Source organism: Collinsella bouchesdurhonensis, assembly GCF_900155365.1.
GTDB classification, from domain to species: Bacteria; Actinomycetota; Coriobacteriia; order Coriobacteriales; family Coriobacteriaceae; genus Collinsella; species Collinsella bouchesdurhonensis.
The window spans coordinates 466,443-481,895 of record NZ_LT699739.1; the positions used below are offsets into that span (position 1 = coordinate 466,443).

12 protein-coding genes are annotated in these 15,453 nt (G+C 56.0%); 7 read left to right on the top strand and 5 right to left on the bottom strand.

Features of this window, described 5'->3' with window-relative positions; all coding sequences use genetic code 11:
- Positions 1–59: 59 nt before the first annotated feature.
- Positions 60–2,642 (bottom strand): GH25 family lysozyme, encoded by a 2,583-nt coding sequence (locus BQ9843_RS04100; RefSeq protein WP_075843978.1) that lies wholly within the window; start codon positions 2,640–2,642, stop codon positions 60–62.
- A 111-nt stretch (positions 2,643–2,753) separates the two neighbouring features.
- A complete protein-coding gene (gene rfbB / locus BQ9843_RS04105) occupies positions 2,754–3,737 on the bottom strand; it encodes a dTDP-glucose 4,6-dehydratase (RefSeq protein WP_075843979.1) in 984 nt (327 codons plus the stop codon).
- 270 nt (positions 3,738–4,007) lie between these two features.
- Here rfbB and BQ9843_RS04110 point away from each other — a divergent pair, with 270 nt between their 5' ends.
- The 3 genes from BQ9843_RS04110 (at position 4,008) to BQ9843_RS04120 (ending at position 6,320) form a co-directional block, all read left to right on the top strand.
- Positions 4,008–4,757 (top strand): hypothetical protein, encoded by a 750-nt coding sequence (locus BQ9843_RS04110; protein ID WP_143327620.1) that lies wholly within the window; start codon positions 4,008–4,010, stop codon positions 4,755–4,757.
- Between the two features lie 115 nt (positions 4,758–4,872).
- Positions 4,873–5,343: a DUF4869 domain-containing protein gene (locus BQ9843_RS04115; RefSeq protein ID WP_230205578.1), complete on the top strand. Its 471-nt coding sequence runs from the start codon at positions 4,873–4,875 to the stop codon at positions 5,341–5,343.
- Positions 5,343–6,320 carry a hypothetical protein gene (locus BQ9843_RS04120; RefSeq protein WP_075843982.1) on the top strand — a complete coding sequence of 326 codons (978 nt, stop codon included), beginning with the start codon at positions 5,343–5,345 and terminating at the stop codon, positions 6,318–6,320. The genes BQ9843_RS04115 and BQ9843_RS04120 overlap by 1 nt, the downstream gene beginning before the upstream one ends.
- Before the next feature lie 129 nt (positions 6,321–6,449).
- On the opposite strand, the gene argF is transcribed toward BQ9843_RS04120, so the two are convergent.
- Positions 6,450–7,445, bottom strand: coding sequence for an ornithine carbamoyltransferase (gene argF / locus BQ9843_RS04125; protein WP_075843983.1), 996 nt, complete (start codon positions 7,443–7,445; stop codon positions 6,450–6,452).
- Positions 7,446–7,758: 313 nt separating this feature from the next.
- Here argF and ppk1 point away from each other — a divergent pair, with 313 nt between their 5' ends.
- The 4 genes from ppk1 (at position 7,759) to BQ9843_RS04145 (ending at position 12,887) form a co-directional block, all read left to right on the top strand.
- Positions 7,759–10,275, top strand: coding sequence for a polyphosphate kinase 1 (gene ppk1, locus BQ9843_RS04130; protein ID WP_075843984.1), 2,517 nt, complete (start codon positions 7,759–7,761; stop codon positions 10,273–10,275).
- 86 nt (positions 10,276–10,361) lie between these two features.
- A complete protein-coding gene (rlmD, locus tag BQ9843_RS04135) occupies positions 10,362–11,675 on the top strand; it encodes a 23S rRNA (uracil(1939)-C(5))-methyltransferase RlmD (RefSeq protein ID WP_075843985.1) in 1,314 nt (437 codons plus the stop codon).
- 115 nt (positions 11,676–11,790) lie between these two features.
- Entirely contained in the window at positions 11,791–12,336 is a 546-nt protein-coding gene (locus BQ9843_RS04140; RefSeq protein ID WP_075843986.1) for a DJ-1 family glyoxalase III, read from the top strand.
- Positions 12,333–12,887, top strand: a complete 555-nt coding sequence (locus BQ9843_RS04145) for a Maf family protein (RefSeq protein ID WP_075843987.1) — start codon at positions 12,333–12,335, stop codon at positions 12,885–12,887. The genes BQ9843_RS04140 and BQ9843_RS04145 overlap by 4 nt, the downstream gene beginning before the upstream one ends.
- Before the next feature lie 252 nt (positions 12,888–13,139).
- On the opposite strand, the gene BQ9843_RS04150 is transcribed toward BQ9843_RS04145, so the two are convergent.
- Together BQ9843_RS04150 and glf are read right to left on the bottom strand one after the other, a co-directional pair.
- A complete protein-coding gene (locus BQ9843_RS04150) occupies positions 13,140–14,186 on the bottom strand; it encodes a glycosyltransferase family 2 protein (RefSeq protein WP_040220653.1) in 1,047 nt (348 codons plus the stop codon).
- Entirely contained in the window at positions 14,179–15,381 is a 1,203-nt protein-coding gene (glf, locus tag BQ9843_RS04155; protein ID WP_075843989.1) for a UDP-galactopyranose mutase, read from the bottom strand. Before glf ends, BQ9843_RS04150 begins: the two co-directional genes overlap by 8 nt.
- Positions 15,382–15,453: the final 72 nt, after the last annotated feature.

The window sequence follows — 15,453 nt, forward strand, 5'->3', positions numbered from 1 at the left end:
CGAGGCGGCCCAAAGTCCAATGGTCAAAAGGACGCTGGGGCGCCTTATCTACATGCACTTTAGACAAACGGCCTAAGCACGCCTTTAATCGGATATCCCACGTAAACGCTGTGCACGCGCACGCCGTAACGCGGGGACGCTGCTTCGATAATACGATCATTACCAAGATAAATTGCAATATGGCCGCTATAGCAAATCAAATCGCCACGCTGGCGTTGCGAAAAATCAAGATGTTTGAATTTCGGATCATTCCACATATCGTTTGCATAGTGATCATGACCTGGAGTGTAGTAATGATCCCACGGATTATAGCGCCCAAGATTCATGCCGGTTGCGTACAAACACTGCATGGCAAGACCGGCGCAATCCACGCCGACACCTGGCGCACATGAATAGTTCCAAATATATGGCGTGGTGCCCACGTAGTCATATGCACGAGTAATCATCGCGTTGATGCAGTCTTCTCTCGAAGCGTTATAGGGGATTCGAGACTCGGTACGATAGCCAAATATCCCCGCACCCATGTTTTTGACAGAGACAGAGCGATTGGAAACTTGATAGTACTGACTAGGATTTTGAAAACCGATATAGGGAAGAGTCGCCTTACTCGAATAGAAAGGAATACCGCCGCCGAGAGCCTTTGTGCCACGCGCTCTGACGCAAACCTGCACAGCCTGAATATCCAGATAGCAGGAAATGGTTCCAGCCGAAGCTCCGTTTTTTGCCCAGCCGAGCCAACCGAGCTTATCCACGTAAACTCGATAATAGATATCGAACTTCTTTGAAAAATCCCCGGTAGGCGTTATCTGAATCGCTTGGACTGCATGGCATGAATCAGTTGAACCAGCAGCCCCTTGCGAAACGTAGCCTTGCCAACCGAGACCCGATAAATGAACCCGATATTTAAATGAGCCGGAAATATCAGAGGTCGAGCGAAGCTCAAAAGCATGAATAGATCCCTGACCGACCACGCCAGAAATGCCATCGGCGGCGACCTCGTTTTGCCAACCGGATGAAATAAGAGATTTATAGGTAATAACAGGAGCGGACACAAAAGGCGAGGCAGTCGAACCTGGAGCCTCCCCGCCCTTTTTAACCAGCCTCACCTGCACGGCCTCGAGCCGGCAGGACAAGCCCGTCGTGCCGGCGTCCTCGCCGTTCTTGGCCCAGCCCATCCAGCCGTAGCCGGCGGCGTGCACGCGGTACCACACGTCGTAGTCCCGCGCGGCCTCGCCGGTGAGCCTCAGGCGCACGGCCTCGACGGCGCGGTACTGCCCCGTGGTGCCGCCCTCGGAGGGCGACGGGGAGTCCCAGCCCTGCCAGCCGAGGCCCGAGACGTTCGCGTCGACCTCGACCGAGGAGCCGTCGGCGTAGTCGGAGCCGCACAGGGCGACCCTGAGGGCCTCGAGCCTCAGTGACTCCCCGGTGGTGCCGGCGGTCGCGCCGTCGCGCACGGCCGGGAGCCAGCCGTACTTCGCGACGTGGGCCCGGCACTCGACATGAAGATCACTACCGCCGGCAGAAAAACCGTCTTTATACCAGTAATTGATATCGCAATGTCCATCGATGCCCGGCACAGTAGAAAGGCATGAATATTGCCAGCAGTCAAACTTGGCAGGATACTCCGGACCCAAGCCCAAAGAGGCGTCATAGCGCTGCCCATACCAATACTGCGCAGTCCAGATGTTCCAGCCGCTATTGGTAAAGCACGGGTCGGTCAGGATGTTTTTGAACCAGCTGGCGCTCGCATAGATACCGGGAGTGTAGCCAGCAGCAGAGATCGTGTTGCAGAATGCCGTAGCAATCGCCGCGTGATCGGTGTCCTTGATGCTGTCATCTTCAAGGTCAAGATATACCGGCAACGTAGGGTTATGGCCCTTTAGCAGCGCAATGATGCGATCTGCACCCTTCACGGCATCGTCAGCATTCTGTGCGTACGAATAGGTGTATACGCCGTAAGGAATACCCAGGCGCTCGCACTCAGTCACATTGCGCTGAAAATAGCTATCGGTATACCAGCCATCCGGCTCGCGAGCATTGATGTTGCCAATCTTCAGGATTGCAAAGTCAATACCTGCATCCTTGACTTTCTGCCAATCGATATCTTTCTGGTGTCCGCTTACATCGATACCCTGCAACGTAGCGCCTTCGGGCATTTCGTGCATCGAGCGAGACTCGATGCCGAGGTCAGTTGCGTTATCGTCCTGCAGGTCGCTACGTAACTGACCGTTCTGGTAACGCCAGGAGTTTGCCTCGCTGTCACCAATTACGGTGCCATCTGCCGCCTGCTCGTCCTCAGTATCGAGAGACTCGGGAGCCGCAGCGTCCTCCTCGTTCGCCGTCTGGCCTTCATCCGCAGCGTCGGCGGGGGCTGCTTCGTCTTGCGCCGCATCCGCAGAGTCAGCGTCTTTGCTCACCCCATCGGTTGTGCCATCAGACACGTCCCCGGCAGAGCTATCCTGTGTACTGGATGCGTCAGCCGCCTCGGCAGTAGACTGCTGAGTCTGCAGCGTAGCAGCATAGGCAGCCATGGGCTGCAGAAGCGCCGATGCGCACAGCACGTAGGTGAGAGCAATAGCAACGGCGGATTTAATTAGATGCTTAAATCGATTCATGAAGACGGCCTTTACAATCTCTGGCATTTACGCAGCAATCATTTTAGCAGGCTGAGCTTCTATACATATTGCATTATCGCGAAATGACAGCTATCGAAAGGCAATGTATTTGAAAATAAGCTCCGACACCCTTCGGGATTAGTCGGCCAAGTCGCGCTTGTTCATTGCTGTTCGCGCCACGATGACCTCCCGCAACCCTGATTCAAAATCATCATGTATGGGGACCCACCCAAGCTCACGTCGCAACTTAGATGTATCAATTGCATAGCGTCTATCGTGACCGGGGCGATCACTCACCCAATCGATGAAGTTACGGGGTTTGCCCATATCCTTAAGAATCGTCTGCAGGACCTCAAGATTACTCCGCTCGCAATTGGCGCCAATCAGATAAGTCTCTCCCAGCCTGCCCTCATTCAGAATGGTCCATACAGCACGGGCATGGTCATCAACGTGAATCCAATCACGAACATTTTTGCCGTCGCCATACAGCCTCGGACGCCTACCATACCTAATGCTCCCTATCGCTGCAGGGATGAACTTCTCTTCGTTTTGCAGCGGACCATAGTTGTTGCAACAGTTTGAAATAGTAACTGGCAAGCCATATGTGCGAGCCCATGCGCGAACAAGCAGATCAGAACTCGCCTTGGATGCCGCATAGGGCGAACCTGGTCGATACGGCGAATCCTCCGTGAAGCGCACAGGATCTTCCAAGGCAAGATCGCCAAAAACCTCGTCCGTGCTTACATGATGGAAGCGAATGCCGTGCGCGCGAGCAACTTCGAGCAAACAATACGTACCTTCAACGTTCGTTTTTATGAACGGCGCCGCATTGGCTATCGCGTTATCGTTATGAGACTCGGCGGCAAAATGCACGATGGCATCATGACCTGGCACCACGCGCTTCAACAGTCCACGATCGCAGATGTCGCCCACCACAAGATGGACCCGCCCAGCAGGCAAATCCTCGATGTTACGCATGTCGGCAGCATACGTGAGCTTATCGAGCACTGTCACATGAACGTCTAGCGCGTGATTCACGACATAGCGGACAAACGCACCGCCGCAAAATCCGCAGCCGCCTGTCACTAGGATGTTCTTATATCGTGTCCGCATGTTTGTCATCCGTTCTCGATCTAATTGGTATCGTCATTAAGTGTATTGCCGAAACTTAACCAACGCATCGTTAAGCAGTAAGAAAGCTATCTGGGGACCAAGCGCTGAAAACACTTATATCTATAAATGAACTTCGTTCTAATACAATTAATCCTAAGCAAAATCTGCATGCATGTATAAAGTCAATTCCACAATCAACTCGAAGGAGAACAAATGAGATTGTCTTTTTACTCACAAACATATGAAACAACCTTGTTCCAGGGCATCCGATTGCGACTTATGATGCTCTGGTTTCCCATACGGCGACTATTACGAGCATTGAAACGACTGGCGAAACGCCAAATTATTTGGATTGCCGTTCTTGTTATCTTCGTACCAACGGCGGGGGCAATGTTATACGCAGTCTGCAATGCCTTCAGCGAAGAATCGCGCTTTGTTGTAGTTTTTGAAGTCGCTTCTATTGTCTTGAGCTCTGTAGTCTTGTTGCAAATACAAGAAGCCATACAAAAAGAAACCGAAAGAAATCTTCAGCTGAAACGACAGTGGTCTTTTTATTCAGAAATAAAGAGCGAATTAACAACGCTTACGATTCAACTTGCAAGTGCATTTGGCCATCCATCACCGGACTGGGATCTGTTCAATAATCAAAAAACTCTGAATAGCTACCTGGCCTCCTTGGGAGAAGTAACTATCCGAAAGGAACCAGGCACGGCTATTTCATTGCTGTTTGATATTCGGGACTATGTGAACGGCCTTCGAAACGACCCTCGAAGTTATTACCTCATTGATTGCGACCTGATGGAGCCTTGTTCCCGCGATTCACACTTATTCGAATCTCTAGACTTGTTTATCAAATACAACCTCGATAATCTCTCAAAAAATGAATCAACTAAGCTAGAGTTTGAGCAGCTTCTTAATATCGAAATGGCGATTATCGCCAGCACCCGCAGGCCCTGGAATTACGCAAACGACATAGCGCATCGGCTTCTTATCAAAAAGGTGTTGGAAACCCGCGGACAAAAGTTCTAGGTCAGTTGTAAACGGCTCTGTCCGCTCAGTATCTATTCATCTACATTTGCTCTGCTTATCAACATCCCTCGCTAAAACCACGCCGAACAAATCAAGCTATACTTAAACCCAATAAATGACTCAGAAAGGTGCACTCTTGCTCACCGTGCATTTTGGCGACATGGAAAACGTTGTGTACAACACGTCGGTGTATTTCAACAACGTCTATTCCCCCGACTGGTTTGAAGACCCCTTTGCGCAGCGCATCATCAAATCGATTGACCGTGGAACCGTCCTCGGCCCCAATGCGATCGAGACCAGAGCCCTGGGCATCATTCCTCCCGAGAAGCTCTCCAGCGGAACCAAAACGCTTCTACTCATGCACTTTATGCCCAACATGGTCTACAACGCCTCAAACTGCGGCGACAACTGCTCGTATTGGATTTTGCGAATCGCGGCTAAGCAGGACATCACCATCAATCTTTACCATCTTATGGATTTTGGTAAAGGTAGATTTACCATGACCGTCTCCAACACTGGAGACATCGTCCACTCCATGAACGAGCTTATCCCCATCGCGCTCCGTTGTCTAAAGGAGACCGCATAATGCACGGCGAGTACCTCGTCACCGTGGCGAACAACCGGGTTAAATTCAAACTGAATATCCGTCGCAACCTAACCATTCTCCAGGGCAACAGCGCAACCGGCAAAACGACCCTTCTTGAGCTTATCGATCAGTTCGACCAGCTAGGGCCGGACAGTGGCGTCTCCGTTGTATGTGATGCCCCCTGTCACGTCCTTTCCGGGCGCAATTGGAAACGCGATCTTAAAGAAATCAGTTCAAGCATTGTTTTTATCGATGAAGACAGTGCGTTCATGCGCTCCCATGAGTTTGCCCACGCCGCAAGAGAGAGCGACAACTACTATGTCCTTGTAGCACGCGAATCCCTCCCCCAGCTTCCCTATAGCGTGGATGAGATCTACGGATTAAAAAACACCAACAGGGCGACAACCAAGTATCCCGTCTACTCCCGGATATACACGTCGACGTACCGCATCTACGGAGAACAATCGTTCTCGGGGCAACGCCCCGGGCTTGTTATCGTGGAAGATTCCAACTCTGGATATGAATTCTTTAGCGCTTTGTGCCTTAAAAGCGGCATTCCTTGCGTAAGCGCAAAGGGAAAGTCGAATATCTACTCGACCATTCTTGCAAGCAATGCAACCAGCTTCCTGGTTATTGCCGATGGTGCCGCTTTCGGACCCGAGATGGAAGCCGTCTATGCACTCACAAGGCTAAAGAACATCGAGCTTTTCTTACCGGAGTCCTTCGAGTGGCTCGTTCTTTCTTCGGGGCTATTCGACGATACCGAAATGCGAGAGATGCTCGAGCATCCAGCCGATTTTATTGACTCGGAGCGGTTCTTTAGTTGGGAGTCATTCTTCACCGATGCTCTCATCCAAAAAACTAAGGACACCTATCTTGCCTATCGCAAGAAGGAACTCAACCGCGAATACCTAAAGGAACGCGCGGCAAGCGCCATTGAGGCCACGCTCCCAAGCTTGGGCTTTAACGCCTCGTAACTCCCGGCCCCATCCCCCAATGTGTCACATTAAACCTGTCGACTTTTTGACACACTCCGGGGTAGACAACGGGAACGCCGCCCCAAGGGCAACGTCCCCGTCAAAACTCGCAAATTGTCGCGCGCACAACTACTTGAGCGTTGCGTACATCACGGCCTTGATGGTATGCATGCGGTTCTCGGCCTCGTCAAAGACCTTGGACTGCGCGGACTCGAACACCTCGTCGGTCACTTCCATCTCGGTGATGCCAAACTGCGCGGCCTTCTCGGCGCCCACCTGGGTGTTGGTGTCGTGGAAGCTGGGCAGGCAGTGCAGAAAGATCGCCTCGGGCTTAGCCATCGCCATAACCTCAGACGTCACGCGGTAGGGCTCCAGCTGCTCGATGCGCTCGGCCCATACCTCGTCGGGCTCGCCCATCGAAACCCACACGTCGGTATAAATCACGTCGGCGCCCGTGCAGGCATCGGCCACGTCGCTCGTCAGCTTGATGGTGCTGCCGTTCTCCTGGGCAATGGGCGTACATGCGTCCACCACGTCGGCGGCGGGCATGCAGGACTCGGGACCGCAGGCAACAAAGTTCATGCCCAGCTTGGCGCAAACGACCATGAGCGAACGCGCTACGTTGTTCTTGGCGTCGCCCATAAACACGACGGTGCGGCCCTTGATGTCGTAGTTGAAGTTCTCCTGGATGGTAAGCACATCGGCGAGCATCTGCGTGGGGTGCCATTCATCGGTAAGACCATTCCACACAGGCACGCCGGACTTTGCGGCAAGTTCCTCAACGTCTGCCTGGGCAAAGCCGCGGAACTCAATGCCATCGTACATGCGGCCGAGCACGCGCGCGGTGTCCTCGATGGACTCCTTCTTGCCCACCTGCGAGCCAGAGGCATCCAGGTAGGTTACGCCCATGCCCAAATCCATGGCGCCCACCTCAAAGGAGCAACGGGTACGCGTGGAAGTCTTTTGGAAGAGCAGGACGATGTTTTTGCCCTCCAAGTAGCGGTGCGGGGCGCCCGTGCGCTTGAGGTCCTTAAGGTTGCGGGAGAGTGCCAGCAGGTACTCGATCTCTTGGGTAGAGAAGTCGAGCAGCTTCAAAAAGCTGCGACCAGAGATATTGACGCCCATAGCAGGTCCTTTCGTCAGGGAAACTGGTCAAAAGTATGCCACGTTCGCATGCACTCTGCACGGGTAAAGCGCACGGGGCCGTTTTGTTAACAAAATGTCCCTTCATCTAGGGGCGGCACGTGTATACGATTGGGCCACCTGCTGCCGCCGGCATCGTGATTCCCGGCGCGTACACGGCCGTGCCCCGCCGGCATGTAAAACCGAGCACATAACGCCTGTGTAATCATATGGTCAACAATCCAATATGTGCCCCCTCCCCACCCAAAAGCCGGGTATTGTTGATGGCGAGCAAAGTACATGCAAAGGGAGCATCATGGCAAAAAATAAGGACAGCAAGAAATCGGCCGCGAAAAACGTGGTAACGGTCTCGCCACGCAAGCGTCACGACCTCAGCTACACGCAAAATCGCGAGCTTTCCTGGCTGCGTTTTGACGGCCGCGTGCTCGACGAGGCCTTTGACGAGACGGTTCCGCTATTCGAACGCCTCAAGTTTGTCTCCATCTTCGAGAGCAACCTCGTCGAGTTCTTTATGGTGCGCATAGGCGGCCTGTCAGACCTCGCCACACTCAAGCGCCAGCCCGTAGACAACAAGAGCAATATGACCCCCGCCGAGCAGATAGAGTGCGTTTTTAATGCTCTCCCACCGATGATCGATCGCGCAGTTGACGCCCAGCATCGCATCGAGGCAGCGCTGGAGAGCTATGGCATCGTGCGCGCGCACCCCGACATGCTCGACGGCGATGAGCGCACCTTTGTAGAGGGTTACTTCCAAGCCTACGTCTCCCCCGTCATCTCACCGCTCGTCATCGATCCGCGCCATCCCTTCCCCAACCTGCGCAACGGAGGGCTGTATCTGGCATGCGCCATCGAGAGCGCCGAAGAGGAAAACCTGTTGGGCCTGATCGAGATCCCGCCCTCGCTCAACCGCGTGATCGAGATGCCGCACGCTGTGGGCGAATACCGCTATATCCTGCTCGAAGACGTTATTCTCGCCTGCTTTGACAGCTGCTTTGGCAGCTATACGCCACTCGATCGCGCCGTGATCCGCGTGACGCGCAACGCCGATATCGACCCCGACGGCGAGGGTGTAGAAGAAGACGAAGATTACCGCATGCACATGAAGCGCATTCTCAAGAAGCGCTTGCGCCTGCAGCCGGTGGCTCTTTCCGTCTCGGGCGACCTTGCCCCCTCCACGCTCAAGACCATCCGCAAATCGCTTGGCCTCAAATCGCGCTCGGTTCTGCGCATGGACGCCCCGCTCGACCTTGGCTATGTCTTTGGTATCGAAAGCCATGTACCGACGCATGCGCGCGAGAGGCTTTTATTCCCCCCGTTCAAGCCACAGCAGAACCCCGATATCGACCCCTCCCGCCCCATGCGCGAACAGGTGCTCGAGGGCGATAAGCTCCTCATGTACCCCTATCAGGCCATGACGCCATTGCTGGACCTTGTGCATCAGGCGGCCTTTGACGAGGATTGCATCTCCATCCGCATCACGCTCTACCGCGTAGCCAAGCAAAGCCGCCTGTGCGAAAGCCTGATCGACGCGGCGGAGAACGGCAAGGAAGTCACCGTCCTCATGGAGCTGCGCGCCCGCTTTGACGAGCAAAACAACATCGAATGGGCCGAACGTCTGGAAGAGGCAGGCTGTACCGTCATCTATGGCTCCGAAGGCTTTAAGTGCCACTCCAAGGTCTGCCAGATCACCTATCGCGAGGGCATGTCGCTCACGCGTCTCACGCTTTTGGGCACCGGCAACTTTAACGAGAAGACGGCCAAGCTGTACTCGGACTTCATGCTTATGACCGCGCATCCCGGCATAGGCGAGGATGCAAACCTGTTCTTCCGCAACCTCTCGCTTGGTAACCTCAAGGGCGATTACCGCTACCTGGGCGTAGCGCCCGCAGGTCTCAAGCCCCTCATCCTGCGCGGCCTCAACCGCGAGATCGAGCGCGCACAGGCAGGCCAGCCCGCCCGCGTGTTCTTCAAGCTCAACTCGCTCACCGACCGCGAGGTTATCGACAAGATTTCCGAGGCCAGCCGCGCCGGCGTGCAAGTGCAGATGATCATCCGCGGCATCTCGTGCCTGCTGCCGGGCATCGAGGGCAAGACCGACGGCGTGCACATCCGCTCCATCGTGGGACGCTTCTTGGAGCACGCGCGCATCTACTCGTTTGGCGTGGACTCCGACACGATCTATCTGTCCTCCGCCGATATGATGACGCGCAACACCGAGCATCGCGTAGAGATTGCCTACCCGGTGCTCGATCCCGCATGCCGTGCCCTCGTGCAACGCTATGTGCAAACGCAGCTCAAGGACAACGTGAAAGCTCGCGTGCTCTCGCCCTCAGGCGAGTGGATGCCCGTGACGCGCGGTGCGGGCGAGGCTCCGTTCAACTCGCAGGAGTATCTGCTGGCCCGCGCATATCGCGATGCCGACGAGGCAGCAACCAAACGCGAGAGTGCACCCCTAGTGGACATTCCAGACGATAGCCCCGCAGCCATGGCGCAGGCCGAGGCGGAGCTTGATGCAGCCGAGGCATCCGCTGTCGAGGCTCAGACACTGGCCGCATCAAGCGGGAATGCTGGGGCGCCGCAGACCGCAGCTGCCGCAGGCATCCCCGTAAAGGCAACCATCGTGGAGCCCGAACCGGATAGCCAGGCGGAATCTGCACCTCGCGCGACTGCCGGCAGCTCTCGTGGCCAGCACGCAAGGCCCAAAGCGGCCGCAAAAAAGGCGCTTGCACGCCGCCAGCCGGGCCGCTTCAAGCTAGGCCTGGGGCTCATCGGCATGGGCATAAAGACGCTCATCACCGGTAAGACCAAGTAGAGAACGCGTCAACACGCACGTGCCACCCGTGCCCTCCTGCGCAACCTGCTACTATGAACAGGTTGAATACGCAGGAGGGCATAATCATGAAACTCACTATCGAATCCATGATGTACGGACCGGACGGCCTCGCGCACGCCGAGGACGGCAAAGCTGTATTTGTTGCCGGCGGTGTTGCGGGAGACGTCGTGGAGGCACAAATCGTCGAGGACGGCTCTTCGTTCTCGCGCGCCACGGTAAGCGAGGTGCTGGAACCCTCCCCCAGCCGTGTGAATTCGCCCTGCCCGTTTGTGGGCGTCTGCGGCGGATGTCCCTGGGGCGGCCTCTCCCGCGAGGCACAGCTCGCCGCAAAGGAAGAAAACCTGCGTTCCTCGCTCAAACGCATTGGCAAGTTTGATGACGACGCTGTCGCCCAGCTGGTGCAGCCCATCCGCGCCACCCGCGATGATTGGGGCTACCGCAATAAAATCGAGCTCGCGCCCACCATTCAAAATGGACGCTTCCGCCTGGGCCTGCACGGGCGCGATCCGCAGCAAATCATCCATGTGGACGCCTGCCCTCTTTTTGAAAAGAAGTTCCCCCGCGCCATCAAGGCTGTTTCTGGTGCCCTGGGCTTTTTGGGCAACTCGCACGACCTTTCGCTCGAACGCGTAGGCATTCGAGCTTCACGCCGCACACGCGCGCTCGAGGTTGCCCTGTGGACGCCCACCGGTGGCTTCCCCCGAGGTCAAGTGTCGCGTGTACTCTCCGACGCACTGCCCTCAACAAGCATGGTCCGTGTGATGAGCAAGGGCGAAAAAAAGGCTCGTCGCGTCTCCAAGGTCGAGGTTCTCTCCGGCGAGGGCTCATGGACCGAGGATATCGCCGATTCTCAGATGCGCCTTTCTGCACCTTCGTTTTTCCAGGTCAACACCAAAGCGGCCGAGATTCTCATCGATCTGGTCATGGATGCACTGAACCCACAGCCCGAGGAAGTCGCCGTGGACCTTTACTGCGGTGCCGGCACCTTTACGCTGCCGCTTGCGCGCCGCTGCGAGTACGTCGCTGCCGTTGAGGCGTATGGCCCCGCAGTGCGCGACCTACGTCGCAACCTCGAAATCAACCACCTGGACAACGTTGACGTCATCGGCGGCGATGCCGTACGCGAGTTCCCCGACGAGGATGCCGATGTGCTGGTTGTGGACCCGCCGCGCGCGGGACTCGCGCCCGAGGCTATCGACCTCATCGCCAGCACCTCCGCCCGAGACGTCGCCTATGTGAGCTGCGACCCCGCCACGCTTGCACGCGACCTCAAGCGCTTCTGTGACGAGGGCACATTCGTACCTGTAAGCATCACCCCGGTGGACCTCTTCCCCCAAACATTCCACTGCGAGGCTGTCACTCATCTGACGCGCAAATAGCCCGCGCCGCACCGCAATCCGAACGTGACAAAATAAACCTGTCGACTTTTTGTCACACTCATGGCCTTAGCGGGGTATAAAAGCCCCAACATCAACCACGTCCGAGAGGGAAAACATGTCTGCTGTTGCCATTCTTGCCGCCGATGGCTTTGAGACGATCGAGTGTCTGACCATTGTCGATGTCCTGCGCCGCGGGGGCGTGCGCGCCACGCTTGTGTCCATCATGCCCACGCGCGACGTCATCTCGGCCCAACAGATCTCCGTCTCGTGCGACTGCACCTTTGACGAGGTCGACTTCTCGGAATATGACTACGTGGTGCTCCCCGGCGGCATGCCTGGCACCACCAACCTGCAAAACGACGGGCGCGTATGCGACGTTGTGCGCGAGTTCGCCGCAACCAAGCACGTCGCCGCTATTTGTGCAGCACCTTCCATCCTGGCCCACCTGGGCCTGCTTGAGGGCCGACGCGCCACCTGCTTCCCCGGCTTTGAGCTCGACTTCCCCGAAGGCACCTATGCAGGTAGCAAGACCGTCGTTGTCGACGGCAATATCATTACTGCGTCGGCCATGGGACAGGCACTTCCCTTTGCCCTCGCCGTTCTTGAAGATATTGCCGGAGAGGTTGCCGTCTCCAAGGTTCGTGAGGGTATCCAGCTGTGATCTTAGCTTCGCAATCGCCGCGTCGCATTGAGCTGATGCGAGAGGCCGGCTATGACATTCAGATCGTCCCCGCCGATATCGATGAGACCCCGCGTGCTGGAGAATCACCCTTTGAGCTCGTAGAACGTCTGGCTTGCGCCAAGGCGACAGCTATCGCTGCGCTGCCACTCGCAGCAAGCCAGATCGTTGTTGCAGCCGACACCATCGTCGCGATCGACAACAAAAAGCTTGGCAAGCCCCACGATACCGATGAAGCTTTCGCCATGCTGCGTGACCTCTCCGGTCGCACACACCAGGTGGCAACCGGCGTCTGCATTATCTCCGGAGGCACACGTCGATCCTTTGTTGAAGTGACCGACGTCACATTCTATGAGCTAAGCGACGCCGAAATCGAAACCTATGTGGCAAGCGGCGAGCCCATGGACAAAGCAGGCGCCTACGGCATCCAGGGCGTAGGCGGCCGTATGCTCGTTCGCGCCATCAATGGCGACTTCTACAACGTGGTGGGTCTTCCCATCGCTCGCGTCAAACGCGCGCTCGACGCCCTTTAACGGGTTTCGACCTGTTTTGCCGCCCATATAATATGTGACCTGAATAAAACAATTCGAAATAGGTACCCTAAATCGATTTTGCGAAGTAGAGACCGTTTTCGAACAGCAAAGGCCCAGGATACGGAAGGGTAAAACAGTCGTCTATTCACGAAATTCTATTTAGGGTACCTATTTCGAGAAGTTTTGAAAAAAGAGGGGGCGAACGCCCCCTCTTTTCGTGTTTTAACGCAACCTGCTAGCACCGCAGACAATTTAGTTGAATTTAAAGATCTTCGAGGCCATGTGATAAATGCCCACAGTGGTCTTCTCGCCGGCGCGGCCACGTAGGTTGGTAAAGAAGCCGAGCACGCCATAGCGAGCATGGCGATACATGCGAGCGTCAAACTCCTTGAGGTCCGCCCAGAGTTGCTTCAAGCGCTCGTCAGCGCCCTCCTCGTCGGAAAGCTTGGTGAACACCGAGCAAATGGCCATCATCATGGTGAAATAACCCATCATGTAGCTGCGCAAACGCGAGCTCTCGATGTCGTCAAACAAATGGAACGAGTTCATCATGATACGCGTCACGCGGAACTGCTGGTCCAGACGCTTAACCATGGTGGCCTCGTTAACGCTCTGGCCCTCGCGACCAATGAAGTAGCGATACAGGTCGATATCGGCGTAGTACATGGTGCGACAGCGCGGCAGCGGCACGTACGCATAGATGTTATCCACGTAGAAGGTGTGCGCCGGCATGGGCAGGCCCTCATCGCGCAGCACATCGGTGCGGTAGCACAGGCTATGCATGAGCAGGTTTTGATCGGGGCGGAAGCGGCCCATCTCGTCCCAGCCAAAAATCTTCTTGCGCGGCAATGCCATGCGGTAGCTCACGGTATTGTGCGTACCTTCATGCACTTTCTCGTACACGTAGTTCGAGATAAACAGGTCCACACGCAAATCGCGCTCGATAAAGCCACGCAGGATGGAAAGCATGGCAGAAAGCGCCTGGCCGTCCAGCCAGTCGTCGGAGTCGACAACCTTATAGTAGATGCCCTGAGCCTCGCGCAGGCCGGCCATCACGGCCATGCCATGTCCGCCGTTCTCCTGATGCACCGCACGAATGATCCCGGGATAGCGAGCCTCCCACTCATCGGCCTTCTGCGGCGTCTCGTCGTGGCTGCCATCGTCGACGATGATGATCTCCACATCGGAAGCGTAGGCAGAACCCTCCAGGATAGAGGTGATGCAATGGTCCATGTCGGCAGCGGCGTTGTAGCTGGGGATGCCGAAGGTTATGGTCTTGGCGCAGGCGGTATTAGGCATGACAGGCGATAATCTCATCAGACAGGTTAAGGGCAGAATCGGTTACGGCGTCCATGTCGTAGTAGCGGTACTCCGCCAAACGACCCACCGGGTGGAAGTTGGAAAGGTCCTGGACGCGCTCGAGATAGCGCTCGTACAGCGCACGGTTCTCGGGCTCAAGAATCGCATAGTACGGAGTCTGACCGCTACCAGGCTCGTAGGCGTGGCTGTACTCCTTCATGATAACGGTCTTGCCGGGAACAACCTGACCGGTCATGTTCTTGAACTCGGTGATACGCGTGAAGTCCTCGCTCGTGGTGTAGTTGACGGTACCCACCGGCTGGAACTGGTCCATGTCGAGGGTCTCGAACTTCATGTCGAGCGTACGGTACGGCAGGGCGCCCAGATCAAGATTGAACAGCTCGTCCAGCGGACCGGTGTAGACAATCTCGCCGCCATAGACCTTGCCGCACACGCGCACAATGGTATCGCCGATCTCGAAGATATCGCGTGCGTCCACATCGCAGTAGACATCGATAAGGTCGTGGTCGAGCATATGCTCGAACAGCGGGGTGTAGCCATCGGCGGGCATTCCCTGGTACGGAGCCTGCGGGAAGTAGCGGTCATCGTCACCGATGAAAACGGGCACGCGTCCGGTGATGGACGGGTCAATCTGATCGGGGGTCTGGCCCCACTGTTTCATGGTGTAGTGCAAAAAGACATTCTCGAACACGTAGTCCGCAACCTCGGCGAGGTCAGGGTCGCTCTTCTTGCGCAGCTCCATGATAGGAACCTTGACGTCGCGGCCAAAGGTATCCACAAGCTTGTTAAAGAGCTGCTCGCCGCGCTCTTCGCCAAAGGCGAGCTTTAGGCTCTGATGGTTGAAGGGCACGGGCATCAGGGTGCCGTGAATGTTGGCGAGGACCTTGTGCTGATAGTCCGTCCACTTGGTAAAGCGCGACAGGAAGTTGTGCACGCGCTCGTTGAAGGTGTGGTAGATGTGCGGACCGTACTTGTGGACAAGGATGCCGTTTTCGTCCAGGTAATCGTAGGCGTTGCCCGCAATATGGTCGCGGCGCTCGAGCACGGCAACATGGAATCCAGCGTTTTCGGCCAAACGGCGCGCGCAAACGGCGCCGGCGTATCCGGCACCCACGACGATCATGTCATATGCGTCGGGGTTAAATTTCTCCGGTAGACCAGAAGTGATCTGCATTACAGCTCCTTGCAGGAAATTCGAATGCGCAAGCTCTATAGCGTGCACAAAATGTCGTATGGATTATAGCGC

Coding starts and splice junctions, on each gene's coding strand:
- BQ9843_RS04110 (WP_143327620.1), top strand. CDS start 4,008: ATGATGCTCTGGTTTCCCATACGGCGACTATTACGAGCATTGAAACGA.
- BQ9843_RS04150 (WP_040220653.1), bottom strand. CDS start 14,186: ATGCCTAATACCGCCTGCGCCAAGACCATAACCTTCGGCATCCCCAGC.
- BQ9843_RS04100 (WP_075843978.1), bottom strand. CDS start 2,642: ATGCCAGAGATTGTAAAGGCCGTCTTCATGAATCGATTTAAGCATCTA.
- BQ9843_RS04120 (WP_075843982.1), top strand. CDS start 5,343: ATGCACGGCGAGTACCTCGTCACCGTGGCGAACAACCGGGTTAAATTC.
- glf (WP_075843989.1), bottom strand. CDS start 15,381: ATGCAGATCACTTCTGGTCTACCGGAGAAATTTAACCCCGACGCATAT.
- argF (WP_075843983.1), bottom strand. CDS start 7,445: ATGGGCGTCAATATCTCTGGTCGCAGCTTTTTGAAGCTGCTCGACTTC.
- ppk1 (WP_075843984.1), top strand. CDS start 7,759: ATGGCAAAAAATAAGGACAGCAAGAAATCGGCCGCGAAAAACGTGGTA.
- rlmD (WP_075843985.1), top strand. CDS start 10,362: ATGAAACTCACTATCGAATCCATGATGTACGGACCGGACGGCCTCGCG.
- rfbB (WP_075843979.1), bottom strand. CDS start 3,737: ATGACAAACATGCGGACACGATATAAGAACATCCTAGTGACAGGCGGC.
- BQ9843_RS04140 (WP_075843986.1), top strand. CDS start 11,791: ATGTCTGCTGTTGCCATTCTTGCCGCCGATGGCTTTGAGACGATCGAG.
- BQ9843_RS04115 (WP_230205578.1), top strand. CDS start 4,873: ATGACTCAGAAAGGTGCACTCTTGCTCACCGTGCATTTTGGCGACATG.